This is a genomic window from Bacillus sp. DE0042 (assembly GCF_007680225.1).
Classification (GTDB): Bacteria; Bacillota; Bacilli; order Bacillales; family Bacillaceae_G; genus Bacillus_A; species Bacillus_A wiedmannii.
The window spans coordinates 151,299-168,210 of sequence record NZ_VEJP01000007.1 but is presented as its reverse complement, the minus strand read 5'-3'; the positions used below and the strand labels follow the sequence as shown (position 1 = coordinate 168,210).

At 36.5% G+C, this 16,912-nt stretch carries 18 protein-coding genes and 2 pseudogenes; 14 read left to right on the top strand and 6 right to left on the bottom strand.

Annotation, left to right across the window (positions count from 1 at the left end; translation table 11 throughout):
* Positions 1-134: 134 nt before the first annotated feature.
* From FS802_RS23420 to murC, 3 genes are all read left to right on the top strand, one after another.
* Positions 135-4,166 carry a DNA translocase FtsK gene (locus tag FS802_RS23420; RefSeq protein ID WP_144525509.1) on the top strand — a complete coding sequence of 1,344 codons (4,032 nt, stop codon included), beginning with the start codon at positions 135-137 and terminating at the stop codon, positions 4,164-4,166.
* Between the two features lie 61 nt (positions 4,167-4,227).
* Positions 4,228-5,346 carry a nicotinate phosphoribosyltransferase gene (locus tag FS802_RS23415; RefSeq protein ID WP_000658380.1) on the top strand — a complete coding sequence of 373 codons (1,119 nt, stop codon included), beginning with the start codon at positions 4,228-4,230 and terminating at the stop codon, positions 5,344-5,346.
* Between the two features lie 252 nt (positions 5,347-5,598).
* The gene (gene murC / locus FS802_RS23410) at positions 5,599-6,909 is read left to right on the top strand and encodes a UDP-N-acetylmuramate--L-alanine ligase (protein WP_000219461.1); all 1,311 of its coding nucleotides are present in this window, start codon (positions 5,599-5,601) and stop codon (positions 6,907-6,909) included.
* 54 nt (positions 6,910-6,963) lie between these two features.
* On the opposite strand, the gene FS802_RS23405 is transcribed toward murC, so the two are convergent.
* Together FS802_RS23405 and FS802_RS23400 are read right to left on the bottom strand one after the other, a co-directional pair.
* Positions 6,964-7,626: an HAAS signaling domain-containing protein gene (locus tag FS802_RS23405; protein WP_098654445.1), complete on the bottom strand. Its 663-nt coding sequence runs from the start codon at positions 7,624-7,626 to the stop codon at positions 6,964-6,966.
* Positions 7,623-7,967 carry a PadR family transcriptional regulator gene (locus FS802_RS23400; protein ID WP_000414144.1) on the bottom strand — a complete coding sequence of 115 codons (345 nt, stop codon included), beginning with the start codon at positions 7,965-7,967 and terminating at the stop codon, positions 7,623-7,625. Before FS802_RS23400 ends, FS802_RS23405 begins: the two co-directional genes overlap by 4 nt.
* A gap of 142 nt (positions 7,968-8,109) precedes the next feature.
* Here FS802_RS23400 and FS802_RS23395 point away from each other — a divergent pair, with 142 nt between their 5' ends.
* From FS802_RS23395 to FS802_RS23375, 5 genes are all read left to right on the top strand, one after another.
* Positions 8,110-8,658 carry a GNAT family N-acetyltransferase gene (locus tag FS802_RS23395; RefSeq protein WP_000494657.1) on the top strand — a complete coding sequence of 183 codons (549 nt, stop codon included), beginning with the start codon at positions 8,110-8,112 and terminating at the stop codon, positions 8,656-8,658.
* Positions 8,655-9,146 carry a GNAT family N-acetyltransferase gene (locus FS802_RS23390; protein WP_098654446.1) on the top strand — a complete coding sequence of 164 codons (492 nt, stop codon included), beginning with the start codon at positions 8,655-8,657 and terminating at the stop codon, positions 9,144-9,146. The genes FS802_RS23395 and FS802_RS23390 overlap by 4 nt, the downstream gene beginning before the upstream one ends.
* Positions 9,147-9,222: 76 nt before the next feature.
* On the top strand, positions 9,223-9,627 hold the full coding sequence (locus FS802_RS23385; RefSeq protein WP_000347187.1) for a PH domain-containing protein: 405 nt from the start codon (positions 9,223-9,225) through the stop codon (positions 9,625-9,627).
* Entirely contained in the window at positions 9,624-9,806 is a 183-nt protein-coding gene (locus FS802_RS23380) for a hypothetical protein (RefSeq protein WP_000878351.1), read from the top strand. The genes FS802_RS23385 and FS802_RS23380 overlap by 4 nt, the downstream gene beginning before the upstream one ends.
* A gap of 30 nt (positions 9,807-9,836) precedes the next feature.
* Entirely contained in the window at positions 9,837-10,238 is a 402-nt protein-coding gene (locus FS802_RS23375; RefSeq protein ID WP_098654448.1) for a hypothetical protein, read from the top strand.
* 37 nt (positions 10,239-10,275) lie between these two features.
* Here the strand turns inward: FS802_RS23375 and FS802_RS23370 are convergent, their stop codons facing one another.
* Positions 10,276-11,391: an aminopeptidase gene (locus tag FS802_RS23370; RefSeq protein ID WP_098654449.1), complete on the bottom strand. Its 1,116-nt coding sequence runs from the start codon at positions 11,389-11,391 to the stop codon at positions 10,276-10,278.
* 187 nt (positions 11,392-11,578) lie between these two features.
* Between FS802_RS23370 and FS802_RS23365 the strand changes: the two genes are divergently transcribed.
* The 6 genes and pseudogenes from FS802_RS23365 (at position 11,579) to ccpA (ending at position 15,886) form a co-directional block, all read left to right on the top strand.
* Complete coding sequence (locus FS802_RS23365) at positions 11,579-12,091, top strand: DUF948 domain-containing protein (RefSeq protein ID WP_001197725.1); 513 nt, start codon at positions 11,579-11,581, stop codon at positions 12,089-12,091.
* Entirely contained in the window at positions 12,091-12,417 is a 327-nt protein-coding gene (gene ytxJ / locus FS802_RS23360; RefSeq protein ID WP_064056632.1) for a bacillithiol system redox-active protein YtxJ, read from the top strand. The genes FS802_RS23365 and ytxJ overlap by 1 nt, the downstream gene beginning before the upstream one ends.
* Positions 12,418-12,534: 117 nt before the next feature.
* Entirely contained in the window at positions 12,535-13,551 is a 1,017-nt protein-coding gene (locus tag FS802_RS23355) for a CamS family sex pheromone protein (protein ID WP_098654450.1), read from the top strand.
* Between the two features lie 93 nt (positions 13,552-13,644).
* Positions 13,645-14,127 (top strand): DUF2247 family protein, encoded by a 483-nt coding sequence (locus tag FS802_RS23350; protein WP_070169156.1) that lies wholly within the window; start codon positions 13,645-13,647, stop codon positions 14,125-14,127.
* A gap of 256 nt (positions 14,128-14,383) precedes the next feature.
* Positions 14,384-14,505 (top strand): annotated as a pseudogene (locus tag FS802_RS32095) (bifunctional 3-deoxy-7-phosphoheptulonate synthase/chorismate mutase); the annotation flags it as partial.
* Positions 14,506-14,887: 382 nt separating this feature from the next.
* Complete coding sequence (gene ccpA, locus FS802_RS23330; protein ID WP_098654451.1) at positions 14,888-15,886, top strand: catabolite control protein A; 999 nt, start codon at positions 14,888-14,890, stop codon at positions 15,884-15,886.
* 34 nt (positions 15,887-15,920) lie between these two features.
* On the opposite strand, the gene FS802_RS23325 is transcribed toward ccpA, so the two are convergent.
* The 3 genes and pseudogenes from FS802_RS23325 to dhp61 all read right to left on the bottom strand — a co-directional run bounded on the left by FS802_RS23325 (position 15,921) and on the right by dhp61 (position 16,880).
* On the bottom strand, positions 15,921-16,283 hold the full coding sequence (locus FS802_RS23325) for a DUF4288 domain-containing protein (protein WP_141547140.1): 363 nt from the start codon (positions 16,281-16,283) through the stop codon (positions 15,921-15,923).
* Position 16,284: 1 nt separating this feature from the next.
* Positions 16,285-16,521 carry a DUF3949 domain-containing protein gene (locus tag FS802_RS23320; RefSeq protein ID WP_000637905.1) on the bottom strand — a complete coding sequence of 79 codons (237 nt, stop codon included), beginning with the start codon at positions 16,519-16,521 and terminating at the stop codon, positions 16,285-16,287.
* 79 nt (positions 16,522-16,600) lie between these two features.
* Positions 16,601-16,880, bottom strand: a pseudogene (gene dhp61 / locus FS802_RS23315) (protein Dhp61).
* Positions 16,881-16,912: the final 32 nt, after the last annotated feature.

Genomic DNA, 16,912 nt, shown 5'->3' with positions numbered 1-16,912 from the left:
TGCGTTTTTCCATATGAAAACACTCGTAAATTAGAATGTTATGGATAAATATGACATGCTTAATTTTACCTGCACTTTTTGCCGAATGCTGATACAATAAAGGATGTTACTATTTAGTAGAAAGAGTGGTAAGCATGTTAGATTGGATGAAAAAGCTGTTTAACAAAGAGGAAGAACAAACAGCGATAAATAAAGAAGTACCAAAGCAAATCGAAAGTCAGCCGAAGATCCCTCGTGTAAACCACTACACTGAAGCAAGAGAAGCACAAATGGCAAGTCGGAATGCAGGTAAATGCCGTTTTCCATTAGTACCGGATAATGGGTTCGATGAAGAGGATGTTATAGCAACAGGGCATTTTGAAGAACAACCTGTTCAAGTTGTAACATATGAAAATCAGCCTACTCAAAGAGGGGTCAAAGTGGAAAGAAGTAGACGACAGTATGTGGAAAAGGTAGTTTCTACATATGAAGAGCCGGAAGTACAATATGAACCGGAGAGAGAGCCTGTCGTAAAGAAAGCATCTGCACCTTCGCAAGAAAGTAACCGTAGACCATTTCGTCCAACAGAAATGATCTCGCCAATTTACGGATATAATCGTCCTTCTGTAGAGAAAAAGGTAGAAAAGCAGGAGGAAAAAAAGGAAAGAGAAGATCTTGAAATATCTGTAGAGGGCAAATCAGTCGTTGATGCATGGTTAGAGAAAAAAGGATATACATTATCTGATTTCTCAGAAGGACAAGCAACGAATTCTTCCAGTCATGAAGGCATTGATCAGCGAGATCAACAAAATAAAAAGGAAGAAAAGTCAGTTGTCGATCGATGGCTAGAGAAAAACGGTTATGAAATTGAAAGCCAAGAGCCTATAGTAGAAGAAAAAGAAGTGGTTCAAGAAATTAGTGCACAGCAGGCAGTTCCAGCGGGTGAAGTACCTCATCAAACAATTGCTGAGCGTATGGAAGATGCTAAGCAAGAAAGTGATGTAGTGGCCCAAAACATTCTACAAACGGAATTAGTAGATTCTAAAGTAGAGCACGAGGATACAATATTATCAGAAGAAACTAAACGTAATACAGAAATAGAACAACCTACTATTGAAGTAGAAAAACAAGCACCGGAAGAATCAGTGATTGTCAAAGCAGAAGAAAAACTTGAAGAAACAATCATCGTGGAAATACCAGAAGAAGTAGAAGTAATTGCAGAAGCGGAAGAGTCAGAAGAAGTGGAAGTAATTGCGGAAGCAGAAGCGCCAGAAGAAGTAGAAGTAATTGCAGAAGCGGAAGAGTCAGAAGAAGTGGAAGTAATTGCAGAAACAGAAGCGCCAGAAGAAGTGGAAGTAATTGCAGAAGCAGAAGAGCTAGAAGAAGTGGAAGTAATTGCAGAAGCGGAAGAGTCAGAAGAAGTGGAAGTAATCGCGGAAACAGAAGAGTCGGAAGAAGCGGAAGTAATTGCGGAAGCAGAAGAGTCAGAAGAAGCGGAAGTAATTGCGGAAGCAGAAGAGTCAGAAGAAGCGGAAGTAATTGCGGAAACAGAAGAGTCAGAAGAAGCGGAAGTAATTGCGGAAACAGAAGAGTCAGAAGAAGTGGAAGTAATTGCAGAAACAGAAGCGCCAGAAGAAGTGGAAGTAATTGCAGAAGCAGAAGAGCTAGAAGAAGTGGAAGTAATTGCGGAAACAGAAGAGTTAGAAGAAGTGGAAGTAATTGCGGAAACAGAAGAGTTAGAAGAAGTGGAAGTAATTGCGGAAACAGAAGAGTTAGAAGAAGTGGAAGTAATTGCAGAAGCAGAAGAGCTAGAAGAAGTGGAAGTAATTGCAGAAGCAGAAGAGCTAGAAGAAGTGGAAGTAATTGCAGAAGCAGAAGAGCTAGAAGAAGTGGAAGTAATTACGGAAACGGAAGCGCCAGAAGAAGCAGAACCTGTAGCACTTGAGGAAACACAGCAAGAAATGGTTTTAAATGAAGCAATTGAACAAACGAATGAATTCATACATGTTGCAGAGGCTGAAGAACAAGCGAAGAAAGATGTTCAAAGCTTTGCGGATGTTTTAATTGCAGAAGAACAACGAGTTGTAGAAGAAGCGCCGATTGTGGAAGAACAACAAGTTGTAGAAGAAGCACCGATTGCGGAAGAGCAGCCAGTTGTAGAAGAAGCACCGATTGCGGAAGAGCAGCCAGTTGTAGAAGAAGCACCGATTGCGGAAGAACAACCAATTGTACAAAAAGAAGAACCAAAACGTGAGAAAAAGCGTCATGTACCATTTAATGTTGTTATGTTGAAACAAGACAGAACGCGATTAATGGAAAGACATGCGGCTAGAGTAAATGCAATGCAATCTTCTATGAGCGAACGAGTAGAGCATAAGCCTGTCCAACAAGTAGAAGAGAAACCAATGCAGCAAGTAGTGGTGGAACCGCAAATGGAAGAAACACCAATGCAACAAGTGGCAGTAGAACCACGAGTGGAAGAGAGACCAATGCAGCAAGTAGTGGTAGAACCACAAGTGGAAGAAACACCAATGCAACAAGTGGCAGTGGAACCACAAGTGGAAGAGAGGCCAATGCAGCAAGTAGTGGTAGAAGAAACACCAGTGCAACAAGTGGCAGTGGAACCACAAGTGGAAGAGAGACCAATGCAACAGGTAGTGGCAGAGCAAGTACAAAAGCCAACTTCGAGTACGGAAGTACAAGAGAAAGCATATGTTGTAAATCAAAGAGAGAACGATATGCGAAATGTATTGCAAACACCACCGACATATGCAATTCCGCCATTAACATTGTTGTCAATTCCGCAGCAGGCAGCGTTAGATAATACGGAATGGTTGGATGAACAGAAAGAATTATTAGATACAACATTTAATAATTTCCACGTTGGTGCACATGTTATTAACGTATCGCAAGGTCCAGCGGTAACTCGTTTTGAAGTACAGCCAGACCCAGGTGTGAAAGTAAATAAAATTACAAACTTAAGTGATGATATTAAACTGAGTTTAGCAGCGAAAGATATTCGTATTGAAGCACCGATTCCAGGGAAGAGTGCGATTGGAATCGAAGTTCCAAATAAAGAAAGTAAGCCAGTATTCCTTCGTGAAATTTTACGAAGTCCTGTGTTTACAAAGAGCGAATCACCGCTTACAGTTGCGCTAGGACTTGATATTTCAGGCGATCCAATTGTAACGGATATTCGAAAAATGCCACATGGACTTATTGCGGGTGCAACGGGATCTGGTAAAAGTGTGTGTATTAACGCAATTTTAACGAGCATTTTATATAAAGCGAAACCGCATGAAGTGAAGTTAATGTTAATCGATCCGAAGATGGTTGAGCTTGCACCATACAATTCTGTTCCACATCTTGTAGCACCTGTTATTACGGATGTAAAAGCAGCGACAGCGGCTTTAAAGTGGGCAGTTGAAGAAATGGAGCGTCGTTATGAATTGTTTGCGCACGCGGGTGCTCGTGATTTAACTCGTTATAATACGATTGTAAGTGGGCGAGAAATTCCAGGAGAGACATTACCTTATATCGTTATTGTCATTGACGAGTTAGCCGACTTAATGATGGTTGCTCCTGGTGATGTTGAGGAAGCGATTTGTCGTATTGCACAAAAAGCTCGTGCTTGTGGTATTCACTTATTAGTTGCGACGCAGAGACCATCTGTAGACGTTATTACAGGTTTAATTAAATCAAACATTCCAACGCGTATTGCGTTTACAGTATCATCCCAAGTTGATTCGCGTACGATTATCGATATTGGGGGCGCGGAGAAATTACTTGGTCGTGGTGATATGTTATTCTTAGGAAACGGTACGTCTAAACCGGTTCGTGTACAAGGTGTATATGTATCGGATGATGAGATTGAGAAAACAGTTGATCATGTGAGAAAGCAAATGAAGCCGAACTACTTATTTAAGCAAGAGGATTTATTAGCGAAAACAGAACAAGCTGAGTCGGAAGACGAATTGTTCTTTGATGCATGTCAATTTGTTGTAGAACAAGGGGGAGCGTCCACATCTTCTGTACAGCGAAAATTCCGCATCGGTTATAATCGCGCGGCACGTCTCATTGAAGAGATGGAATCGCAAGGGATTATTTCTGAAGGAAGAGGAACGAAACCGAGAGATGTCCTTATTTCTGAGGATGAATTCGCTGCTATGCAGGAAACAAATGTATAGGAAACGGTTTTGCTGTATACTAATAGAAAATGTTGGATAGTAAAGTAGGGAGTAAAGCGACATGAAAGAAATTGAATTAAAATTAAAAGGTGAAATAAATAGACTAACAAATAGAACATTTAAATTTGACGAACGTGTTGGAGAAGGTTGGTTCTCTGCCGTTTACTTTTTAAAGACTAGAGAAATCATTGAAGAATTTCGCCCGAAAAGTGTTGTGACGATGCAATTTTTCCAAAAGGAAAATGCAGTTCTTTGCGGAACAGATGAAGTGATTGCATTGCTACAAACATTCGCAAAAAATCCTGAGGAACTTGAAATTAACTCTTTAAAAGATGGCGATAATATTAGTCCGTTTGAAACAGTGTTAACAATTCATGGTCCTTATGAAAATTTCGGATTTTTAGAAGGTGTCATTGATGGGATTTTAGCCCGTCGTACATCAGTTGCGACAAACGTATATAACGTTGTCCAAGCTGCACGTAGTGTAGATAAAGAAAAACCAGTTATTTTCATGGGAGATCGTGACGATCATTATACGCAACAAGCTGGTGACGGTTATGCAGCATACATCGGAGGTATGAGCGCACAAGCGACGCATGCGATGAATGAATGGTGGGGCAGAAGTGGTATGGGGACAATGCCTCACGCATTAATTCAAATGTTTAATGGTGATGTTGTGGAAGCGGCAAAAGCATATCATAAGAAATTCCCAGAAGATGAATTAGTTGTATTAATTGATTACAACAATGATGTCATTACAGATGCACTTCGCGTAGCGCGTGAATTTGGATCAACATTAAAAGGTGTACGTGTAGATACGTCGCGCACGATGATTGATCAATACTTCATTCGCCACCCAGAAGTACTTGGAACATTCGATCCACGTGGTGTAAACCCATCGCTTGTATTCGCACTTCGTAAAGCACTTGATGAAGAAGGATTCCAGCATGTAGACATCGTTGTAACTGGTGGATTTGATGAGAAGCGTATTCGTGAATTTGAAGCTCAAAACGTACCTGTTGATATATACGGAGTAGGAAGTAGCTTATTAAAAATGAATATTGGCTTTACTGGTGATAACGTAGAATTAAATGGAAAACCAGAAGCGAAAGCTGGTCGTAAATATCGTCCAAACCCACGTCTAGAGCGTGTTCAATTAGAAAAAAGAGAAGATATGTAAAAGAGAGAAAAACTGATAGGTGATTGACCCTATCAGTTTTTCTGTTATCATAGTATAGCGGCTTCTTTTTTGCTATAATGGATTTGTTATGGACATAAAAAAGAAGTACGTACGAGTTTATCCTGATAGGTGAAGGGAAGAATAACTTCACTACATCAAAAATGTATGATGATTACCAAAATAAGAAAAGATTCATATACTGTCTTATAGATAGGCCGTTGTATTAGTTCGAAATGTTGGAGGTTCTTTAAGATGACAGTTTACCATTTTGTAGGAATTAAAGGAACAGGAATGAGTTCATTAGCTCAAATTCTTCATGACATGAAGCATACTGTTCAAGGGTCTGATTATGAAAAGCGTTTCTTTACACAAACAGCGTTGGAAAAGCGTAATATCTCGATCCTTCCTTTTGATAAAAATAATGTAAAAGAAGGACAAGTGATTATTGCAGGAAATGCATTTCCTGATACGCATGAAGAAATCGTAGCAGCAAAAGAATTAAACATCCCGGTACATCGTTACCATCACTTCTTAGGTGACCTTATGAACCAATACACAAGTGTTGCTGTAACTGGTGCACATGGAAAAACATCAACAACTGGCTTGTTAGCCCATGTAATGCAAGGTGCACACCCTACATCTTACCTTATTGGAGATGGAACAGGGCATGGGGTAGAAAATAGTAAGTATTTTGTATTTGAAGCTTGTGAGTATCGTCGTCATTTCTTGTCTTACAATCCAGACTATGCGATTATGACAAACATTGATTTTGATCATCCAGATTATTTCTCAGATATCAATGATGTATTCAATGCATTCCAAGAGATGGCATTGCAAGTGAAAAAAGGCATTATTGCATGTGGAGATGATGAAGAACTTCAAAAAATTCAAGCGAAAGTACCTGTTATTTTCTATGGATTTGGAGAAGATAATGATTTCCAAGCACGTAACATTCAAAAGAGAACAGATGGTACTATTTTCGATGTATTCGTTCGTAATACGTACTATGACACGTTCAAAATTACAGGATACGGCAATCACAGCGTATTAAATGCATTAGCAGTAATCGCGCTTTGCCATTATGAAAACGTTGATGTAGAAGCAGTTAAGCATCAGCTAACAACTTTTGAAGGCGTAAAACGTCGCTTTAATGAAAAGCCAATGGGAGAGCAAGTTATTATCGATGACTACGCACACCATCCGACAGAAATTAATGCAACGATTGAAGCAGCTCGTCAAAAACATCCAGAGCGTGAAGTTGTCGCTGTATTCCAGCCACATACATTCTCACGTACAGAAAAATTCTTAGATGAGTTCGCTGAAAGTCTAAGCAAAGCTGACCAAGTATACTTATGTGATATTTTCGGATCAGCACGCGAAAACAAAGGTGAATTAACAATCGAAGATCTGCAAAAGCGTATTGACGGTGCAGAACTAATTACAGATACAACAACGGATGTATTAAAGAAACATAAAAACGGCGTTCTAATTTTCATGGGCGCAGGCGACATCCAAAAATTCGAAGCGGCTTACGTAAAAGAAGTTCAAGTTGCAGAGAAGTAAGAAAAAAGACGCATAGCAGTGGCTGTGCGTCTTTTTTGTTGTGTTCGATATATTTTAAAAAGCGTTGATATGTTGGTATTGTTTATTTTTTTGGTATAGTTGTTTTAACAAAACGATATAAATTGAACTAAAAAGTACATATCCGATTAAATAATAGAATGAAAACATATCGAATTGTTTTGTTATCATAATTCGAATAGCGAAAAAGCTGAATGGGAGAGCAATTAGCAGTCTTGAACTGATGAAAATAATTGTTTTAAAGTATTTTAATAAATCTATATTCCAATGGTTTTCTCTAAAGATAAACCAAATGTTGCTTGCAATAAAGGCTAGTAAAAATGGTAAATTAGCAGAAAAATTTATAAAACCGAGTACAATAGGCACTGATAAAGCGCCGAGTGGACCGATAGATAGGCCGGAATAATATTTAATAAATGTATTTGTAGATTGCTGTGCATCTTGAATAACATCTGTATATTCTCCTGCAATTTCCTTTGCTAATTCTTTTGGAGGAAGAAATTCTTCAATCACTTGTGAAGGAATGCTCGCTAATGGTATCCCTTCACTTTCTTTACATAATGCATTTTCATATAAATCCGATTTGATCTCTAACACATGTTGTTCTCTTGCTGACGTAGGTAAGTTCATTAAACCTTTATGAAGATCGTGTAAGAAAGAAGTAATGAGTTCATTTGAAAAGAATTGTTCTTTGTTCATTTTTTATCCTCTCCTTTAGCTAGTAACATTAGAGCATGATACACTGCATCATAATCATGTAAGCGACTATTTAAAATTTCTCTCCCTTCGTCTGTAATTCGATAGTATTTTCTTTTTGGCCCATCACCGGACTCTTCCCAATAGGAAACAGCCCAATTGTTTTTCGTGATTCGATTTAATATAGGGTAAATCGAACCGTTCGGGATATGAAACACAGGGATATTTTGTAAGGCACTTGTAATTTCGTATCCGTACATAGGCTGTTTACTTATTAAAGACAAAATAGCGAGATCAAAAACACCTTTACGTAATTGAATTATAAAATTATCATTTTTTTCCATACTTTAACTATATATGATTCATATCTAGATATCAATCATATATAGTTGTTGTTCTTATATCAAATCGAAAAAAGTGTGAATATTTAACATTTTGCATCTATAGGTGTTAGAATAATAAGAAAACTAAAAGGGGCTAAAAAGCATGTTCACACTTCGAGTAGATGACGAAATCGAATTACAGTTATTAGAGAAGCATCATAAAGAGGAACTATATCAATTAATAGACCAAAACCGTAATCATTTACGAAGATGGCTTCCTTGGGTAGATGGGATGAAATCTGCTGGTGCGTATGATGAAATTTGTCCGATGTGGTTAAAGAAGTTTGCAGAGGGTGACGGTTTTGAAAGTGGCATACGTTATAAAGGAAAGCTAGTTGGGATGGTGGGCATTCATCCAGTAAGTTGGGGGAAGAAAGCGGCAAGTCTCGGATATTATCTTGCAGAAGATGCTGGTGGGACAGGTATTATGACGCGTAGCGTAAAGGCTGTACTTCACTATGCATTTGAGAATTTAAAATTAAATAAAATAGAAATTAGATGCGGTGTTGAAAACGAGAAAAGCCGAGCTATTCCAGAGCGTTTAGGTTTTAAGTTAGATGGTATTTTAAGAGATGAAGAATGGTTATATGATCATTTTCATGATATCGCTGTATATAGTTTATTAGCTTCAGAGTGGAAGGAGATCCGATGAACGAGAAGATACGCATTATTCCGTATGAAAGTACGTTTCAAGATGAAGTAGTAGATCTTATCGTTCATATTCAGCAAAAAGAGTACAATGTTCCCATTACGAAAGAAGAGCAGCCAGACTTACTTGAAATAGAAACGTTCTATCAAAGGGATTGTGGAAACTTTTGGATAGCAACTTATGATGATAAAGTAGTTGGAACAGTAGCTTTATTAGATATTGAGAATCAGCAAGTAGCGCTAAGAAAAATGTTCGTAAAAAAAGAATTTCGCGGAAAAGGGTGGGGCGCATCACATAAGTTGCTCCAAACAGCAATTTCGTGGGCTGAGAATAAAAAGCTGAAAGATATTTACTTAGGAACGACAGTGAAGTTTTTAGCAGCGCATCGCTTTTATGGAAAGAATAATTTCCAAAGTGTGAGTATAGACGAGTTGCCAAAAAGTTTTCCAGTGTTACAGGTAGATAAGAAATTCTATAGGTACATTGTTTGAAAAGGTCATTCAGAAATGGCCTTTTTTTATAATCAAAATGGAAAATTTGGTATAATTTAGGTTAGTGGGTGTAGGTATGGACTTTCCGATTCAAAGAAGTAAGTCAGTAGTAATTTTCGTTTGTCTCACGTTAGTTTTTATGTTCATATATCCACTTGTCATGATTATCTCAAATAAAGAGCAGTGGATGTCAGCGTTAATTGGAATGGGTTTATGCTTCCTTGTAAATGTGCCACTCGTTTGGGAAGTATTTATTAAAAAGCATAAAGTAGAAAATGGTGTATTAAAGTACGGCATTTTAAATGACGATATCGTATTGAAAGAGATAAGAATCATTCGTCAAGTTGGGAAATACCTTGAAATTACGACGAATGCATACAAAGTACATATGGTTGCGATACCGCAACATATGAATGAATTTTTGGCGCTTATCGAGAAAGAGAACCCAAATGTGAAAATAGAAATGGTAGGTAAGAAATGAAATATGTAAAACCTTTATTCTGTTTAGAAATTTTGTTTGTGCTTGTTGGTTGCACTAGAGTATATATGAAATGGGATCTGCCCTTATATGTACCAATATTAATAGGTACTATTGCAGTGGCGCTTTTATATTATTTTCATTTTCAGCAAACAAAAAGCGAGAAAAGTAGTTCTATATAGTGCAGGAGGATTAGAGATAAAAAAATCTGTATGTTGTTTCTATTTCTGCTAACAGCATCCTTTCTTGTAATAGGGTGTAGTTCGAAGAAGGAAAAGGCAGATATGAACTTAGAAAAGGCACAAAAGGTTGAGATTGAATCACTTACGGATTCAAGTGATAAGAAAGAAATTGAAAAGCTGTTTGAAGTTATGAAAATGGATAAGTGGGAAATGCAGTCGGTTCCTTTAGATACTCCGCAAGGGAAAACATTTAAAATGTACCAAGAGGATACAAAAAAATTATCGGAGTCGAGTAATGATAAAAAAGAGTTACATGAAATTGGTATGATGACAGTATATAAAGATGTCTCTTATGTCGAAGTTGAAATGAAAAATAAGAAAATGAGTTTTAAAGTGCCAGAAGATGTGGCGAAAGATTTATTACAATATTAATAAAAAGACGCTCGGAGAACATTCCGAGCGTTTTTCATTATTTTAAGTTCTCTGGGTTTAAAGCTTCTAATTCAGGTACAACGAAGCGTCCATCTTTACGGATTAGTACGTCGTCGAAGTAAATTTCGCCGCCGCCGTATTCAGGGCGCTGGATGCATACTAAATCCCAGTGAATATTCGAGTTGTTGCCGTTCCATGCATCGTCGTAAGCTTGTCCAGGAGTGAAGTGGAAGCTACCATCGATTTTTTCATCGAATAGGATATCTCCCATTGGATGTAAGATGTATGGGTTTACGCCGATTGCGAACTCACCAACGAAACGCGCGCCTTCGTCTGTATCGAAGATTTTGTTAATGCGCTCTGTATCGTTTGCAGTTGCTTCAACGATTTGACCGTTCTCAAATTTAAGTTGTACATTTTCAAATGTATAACCGTTGTAAGGAGATGGTGTGTTGTAAGAAACTGTACCGTTAACAGAATCGCGAACTGGTGCAGAATATACTTCACCGTCTGGAATATTTAAATGACCAGAGCATTTAATAGCTGGAATGTCTTTAATAGAGAATGTTAAGTCAGTTCCAGGGCCAGTTAAACGAACTTTGTCTGTTTTATTCATTAATGTAACAAGGCTATCCATTGCCTTATCCATTTTACCGTAGTCTAAGTTACAAACTTCGAAGTAGAAGTCTTCGAAAGCTTCTGTGCTCATTTTAGCAAGCTGCGCCATAGAAGCATTTGGGTAGCGAAGAACAACCCAGCGCGTTTTCGGAACGCGGATGTCTCTATGAACTTTCTTACCAACTGTTTGACCGTGAATTTGCATTCTTTCACTTGGCACGTCAGCTTGTTCGTTAATGTTATCGCCAGAGCGAAGACCGATATAAGCGTCCATATCTTTCATTACGCTTGCTTCATATGCAGCGATTTGTTCGAAATGTTTTTCAGTAGCACCCATTAATAAAGAGCGATCTACTTGATGATCTTTTAAAGAAACGAATGGGAAACCACCAGCGGCATATGCTTCTTTTACAAGTGCAGTTACAAGTTCTTTTTGTAAGCCAAAGTTTTCAATTAATACTTTTTCGCCTTTTTGTAAGCGGATAGAGTAGTTAATTAAATTGTATGCTAACTTTTCAATGCGTGGATCTTTCATATGTAAAGCCTCCCTACTAATTATGTATCCTCTCCTATTGTAACCTACTTAGTGGAATTTGTTGAATCATTTATGTTAAAGTTAACGAATAAGTATGAAAATTCTAATGAAAAGATAGGGATTAGAACGAAACGGAAAATGATTGTATAATAGGGGAAAGTATGAAAAAGATAAAGGAAGTGATGAAATGCAAGTTCTTTTATATGTAAGTGCAGCTATTATCGCGGTTGCTTTCGCTGTATTAGTAGTGTATGTATGCAGAACGTTGTTATCGGTTCAAAAGACGTTAGAAAACGTTGCAAGCACGTTAGAAGGTTTAGAAAAGCAAATGCAAGGGATTAGCGTAGAGACGGAGCAATTATTACATAAAACAAATGCGTTAGCTGATGACATTCAACAGAAGTCACAATCATTAAATAAAGTAGTATCGGGTGTAGATGGAATTGGAACGACAATCCATTCTTTAAATACGAAACTTCGTAATGTATCAGATTCTGTTACGGACGAAATTGAAAACAATGCAGATAAAGTAGCGCAAGTTGTACAGTGGAGTAGCGCAGCAATTGAAGTATACAATCATTATCGTGCGACAAGACAAGAGAAAAAGGTTGAAAAAGAAGAGCGTAAATTAGAAAGACTTGAGAAAAAAGCTGAAAAGAAAGAGAAGCGCTCTAGACTTCGTATGAGAGGTGAATCGTGATGAATATGACAAAAGTTGAAACAATTGAAGAGCTTGAAGTATTAGTAGAAAAAAACGAGCCGTATGTTCTTTTTAAACATAGTACGACATGCCCGATTAGTCACGGTGCATATACAGAATTTCAAGCGTATTGTAATGAAGAAAGAGCAGTACCAGCGTATTACTTATACGTACAAGATGCGAGAGATGTTTCGAATCGTGTTGCAGAACAGTACAGCATTAAACATGAATCTCCGCAAGTGTTATACATAAAAGATGGGATGGTAGTATGGAATACGTCTCATTGGAACATTAAAAAAGATGCTTTAGAAGAGAATATTAAGTAAAAAGAAGCAAGCTAAAGGTGCTTGCTTCTTTTTTTTGTTTTTGTTGAAATATATTTAATGGTACACTGTTATTAGTTCAAATTAAATAATTAGATTGTTGAAAGTAGGTTTTAAGTAATGAAGAAAATGGCATTATCCTTCGCGGTCGTAAGTTTATTACTAGGAGCTTGTAGTAATGATACGATTAGTAAGAAGGATGAAGTTATACAGAAGGATACGAAAGAAAAAAGCATGATCCCGAGAACTGCTGTTTCGAAAGATTATTATAGAACTGTAATTCCTTTAAAAGAACAAAAGGTTATAAATACAGCTAATATAAAAACAAATTCTAAATTAGATTTAGCAGAGTATGAAAATGGTTTAATGAATATTGCAGCGCAGCAATTTGATACAGAAAATCATGTACTACAATTAAATCAGTATATTCCGGAGAAGTTAGTTGATGAACTAGTCGCAAAAGTAGAAGCGCCAGTTTTGACGAATATTATAGAACAAGACTATTTCGGAAAACAGAATTCAAACGAACTAAGTTTATCTGGTGTTATGATCGGTTTAGCTATGTCTTCAAGTGTATCGAATGAAGAAGCTATGTCTAAGGGTACTGAAGTTGCCAAGCAACTTATTGAAGCGATTAATAAAAATGACAAGTATAATAAGTCTCCAATTACGTTTGCTATCTTTAAGCAAGAAAGTACAAGTTCTTTAAAAAATGGTACGTATATTGCTAGTGCTACTGTTCAAAAGAATGATACGAACCTTGGAAATTGGAGTACGATTGATGAACAAGCGTTTTCATATCCTTCTGATGAATTTAAACAAGCACATGGAGAAGATAATACAAAAATAACTGAATTTGCTAAGGCAATGAAAGATTTTTCTCCGGCAGATTTTATCCCAGTAAATGCTAAAGTTTCTTACAAGAAAAACCAGATGGATACATTAAATATGAATATCGTTATTAAATATAACGGTAAAACAGAATTAATGGCTCTTACCCAAATGGCTGCTCAAAGTATGTTAGAAAAATTACCTAAAGATGCGAAAGTACAATTGCAGATAAAGTCCGAGAGTAAAATCGAGGCAATTATTATAAAAGAGAAAAACAGCGAAAAACCGTTTGTTTCCTTCTTATAAAAAAAAGACAGTGTTTAAACTGTCTTTTTTTATTGAAAATGGTGTTATGGCGGATAAGCCAAATCAAATTCCAAAAAGTAAGGGGGAAGTCATATGAACTTAAGAGACTTAAAAAATAAACATATTAAGTATGATTGGAAAACTATTTTTGTAGGCGTCCAAGGGAATTATTTTAGTAAAGACGTTATTTCTGATTATGCAGTAGAATTGATGGGGATTGGTGATGAAAGTGAGTTTGTTAGTGAACTTTCATGGAGAGTCTCTAATGAAAATTTAGGTAAGGTGATGTTAGAAATAAAAACTAATTATTTTTCTCAATTAGATGAAGAAAGCACAGTGTTAGTAGAAGAGAAAAGAAAACTAAGATTTGTTTGTTTATCTGAAATAAAAGAAAGATGTAAAGAAGATAATGAGTTATTAAATGAAATTGCAAAGTTTTATGGAAATCATCACTATCCAGAAGATATGGTGAGTTTTGTTAATTATATGCCTCAAGAAGTTCCCACTACGAAAAAAGATTTGGTAAATAGGTTTGGGGAATTTTTGAAATTAGAGGAATCGAGATTTAAATGCTAATATATACAAACTATCAATAAATAGGTCGTGACTTACAATTAGTTTCTGAAACGGGAAGGTAAGTTATGCTATATGTAATCGCAGAGAATAATAATGAGCCATTTGAAACCTAGATGTTATAACATACTTTCCAAGCTCGTTTAGAGTTACAAGAAGATACGATTGTTGAAATTAATGGTGATGGAAATCAGCTTTTTATTATGGGACCATGCACAGTAGAAAGTTATGAACAAGTACGTCAATTTTCTGAAGCAATGAAAGATCGATGCGTAATACGCTTCATGTTTCCGCTGTGCCGATTTTAAAGAAAGAAACACATATTTACCTGTCGTTGTCGATATAACGCATTCTACAGGGCGATGTGACCTCCTATTGCCAGCCCAGATCCAGCGCGCATCAAATGAATATCATTTTCGGTTTCTGTCGGTAAGTCGATATATTTGAAAAATCACCGATATAAATTTCATTTACTATCTACTATCGTATTGCTTAAAATAAGGTTTCTACGTATTGAATATCTATATTTTTACAAAAAATGTCCTTTTTTTCATAAAAAATACGAAAATACGAGAAAAGAAGCGAATTTTTTCGAAACTTTTGCGGGAAAATATTGTATGAGCCTGCGTTTTTATCGTATCATTAGTAAAAGGAAGAACTCGGGACGATTGGTGGCATCTGCAAATAGAGTTGATGTCTTTTTTTCATTCAAGTAACCGATACATAAAAATAGATAACAAAAATAGAAGGAGTGTGCGATGAGATGAACGTAACAATTTATGATGTAGCGCGTGAAGCAAACGTTTCAATGGCTACCGTATCTCGTGTAGTGAACGGTAATCCAAATGTAAAGCCTACAACAAGAAAGAAAGTATTAGAAGCAATTGATCGTTTAGGGTACCGCCCAAATGCGGTAGCACGTGGACTAGCAAGTAAGAAGACAACTACAGTAGGTGTTATTATTCCTGATATCTCAAATACGTTTTATGCAGAACTTGCTCGTGGAATTGAAGATATCGCAACAATGTACAAATATAACATCATTTTAAGTAACTCTGACCAAAACAAAGAGAAAGAGTTCCATTTATTAAATACGATGCTTGGAAAACAAGTGGACGGAATTGTTTTCATGGGTGAAGATATTACAGACATTCACATTGAAGAGTTCAAAAAGTCTCCAGTACCAATCGTATTAGCGGCGTCATTTGATGAGCAAAATGAAACGCCATCAGTAAATATTGATTATACACAAGCAGCTTACGACGCAATGAAGCACTTTATTGAGCAAGGACATAAGCGTATCGGTTTCGTCTCTGGTCCTTTCATTAATAAAGCGGGAAGCGCGAAGAAGTTACAAGGTTATAAAAAAGCTTTAGAAGAAGCAGGTATTTCATATGATGAAAATCTTATAATCGATGGAGATTACACATATGATTCCGGTATCGAAGCATTCGAAAAGCTTTGGAGCAGTGATGAAAAGCCAACAGCAATCTTCGTATCTTCTGACGAAATGGCACTAGGTGTAATCCATGCAGCACAAGACGCTGGATTAAACGTACCAACTGATGTAGAAGTACTTGGTTTCGATAATACACGCCTTGCATTAATGGTTCGTCCACAACTTTCAACAGTTGTACAACCAATGTATGATATCGGTGCAGTAGCAATGCGTCTATTAACAAAGTATATGAACAAGGAAAAAGTGGAAGATCACACTGTTATCTTACCTCACCGCATCCAATTTAGAGATTCAACGAAGTAAGTATAAAAAAGCTCACAGCAATTGCTGTGAGCTTTTATTCGTATTCAGGATAGTATGTTTTTACTACGGTATTTACCGTTTCGTTTTTCTTAACGTGTAAAAACCTTGCGTATAGTTCTTTTCCAGTTTCAAATGGTGTATCGTCTAATTCAAACACATGCAATACTTTTCGAAACGTCCATGTCACTTGCTCATCATACATGTTATTGTATGTATCTTCAGATTGCATAGCGATTTTTTCACCTAGTTCATGAGCTTCTTCTAAACTGTTTGCTTTAACAAGAATAATACTTTCTTCAAAAAGTGTATCGTGATTTTCTTCATAATGCTCATCCATTTTTGTAGTATTAGGCTCACCAGAATGAACAGATTCAAACAATAATTTTATAGCGTACATATTATGCTGCATGTTTCACTCTATAAATAATACTTGCGACAAGCGAAGCAGGTATTGTAAATACGTTACTTTGATAATGATAGTGTATTTGGGATTCTTCATAAGACATGTTGTCATATAGTTCGTTTTGTGACACGTTCATTTTTTTCTGTTTTGTCTTGAGCATCTTAATATAGTTATATTGTATTGGGACGAGAATGATGAAATAGGCTAATACGATTAGTGAAATCCAAATCATTATGAACACTCCCTTGTAAAGAATAGTTTTATATGGTAATTATATCAATTTATATGAATGATATCCATTTTTAAAGTGGTCAATTTCCTTTCCAAAATGCAAAAAGTTCTTCAGGACTCTGTAAATTATGTTCAAGGCATGCTTGTGCAGTGCGCTTAAAGCTTTGTATTAAATGTTCTAACCGAGAAGGTTCATATTGTTTTACATTGCCAGCAATAATAGTTTCATCCTTGTCTAAGTTAAGTGATATTTGTTTCTAATTGTACAACTTCGATATAAAAAAACTTTTTGTCTAAGTCGATTGTAATATAATCGAATCGCTCTACTTGTTTAAAATATCCTACAATATCATCTTTCAATTGAAATCCTCCTAAGTATGCGTCCTATTGGT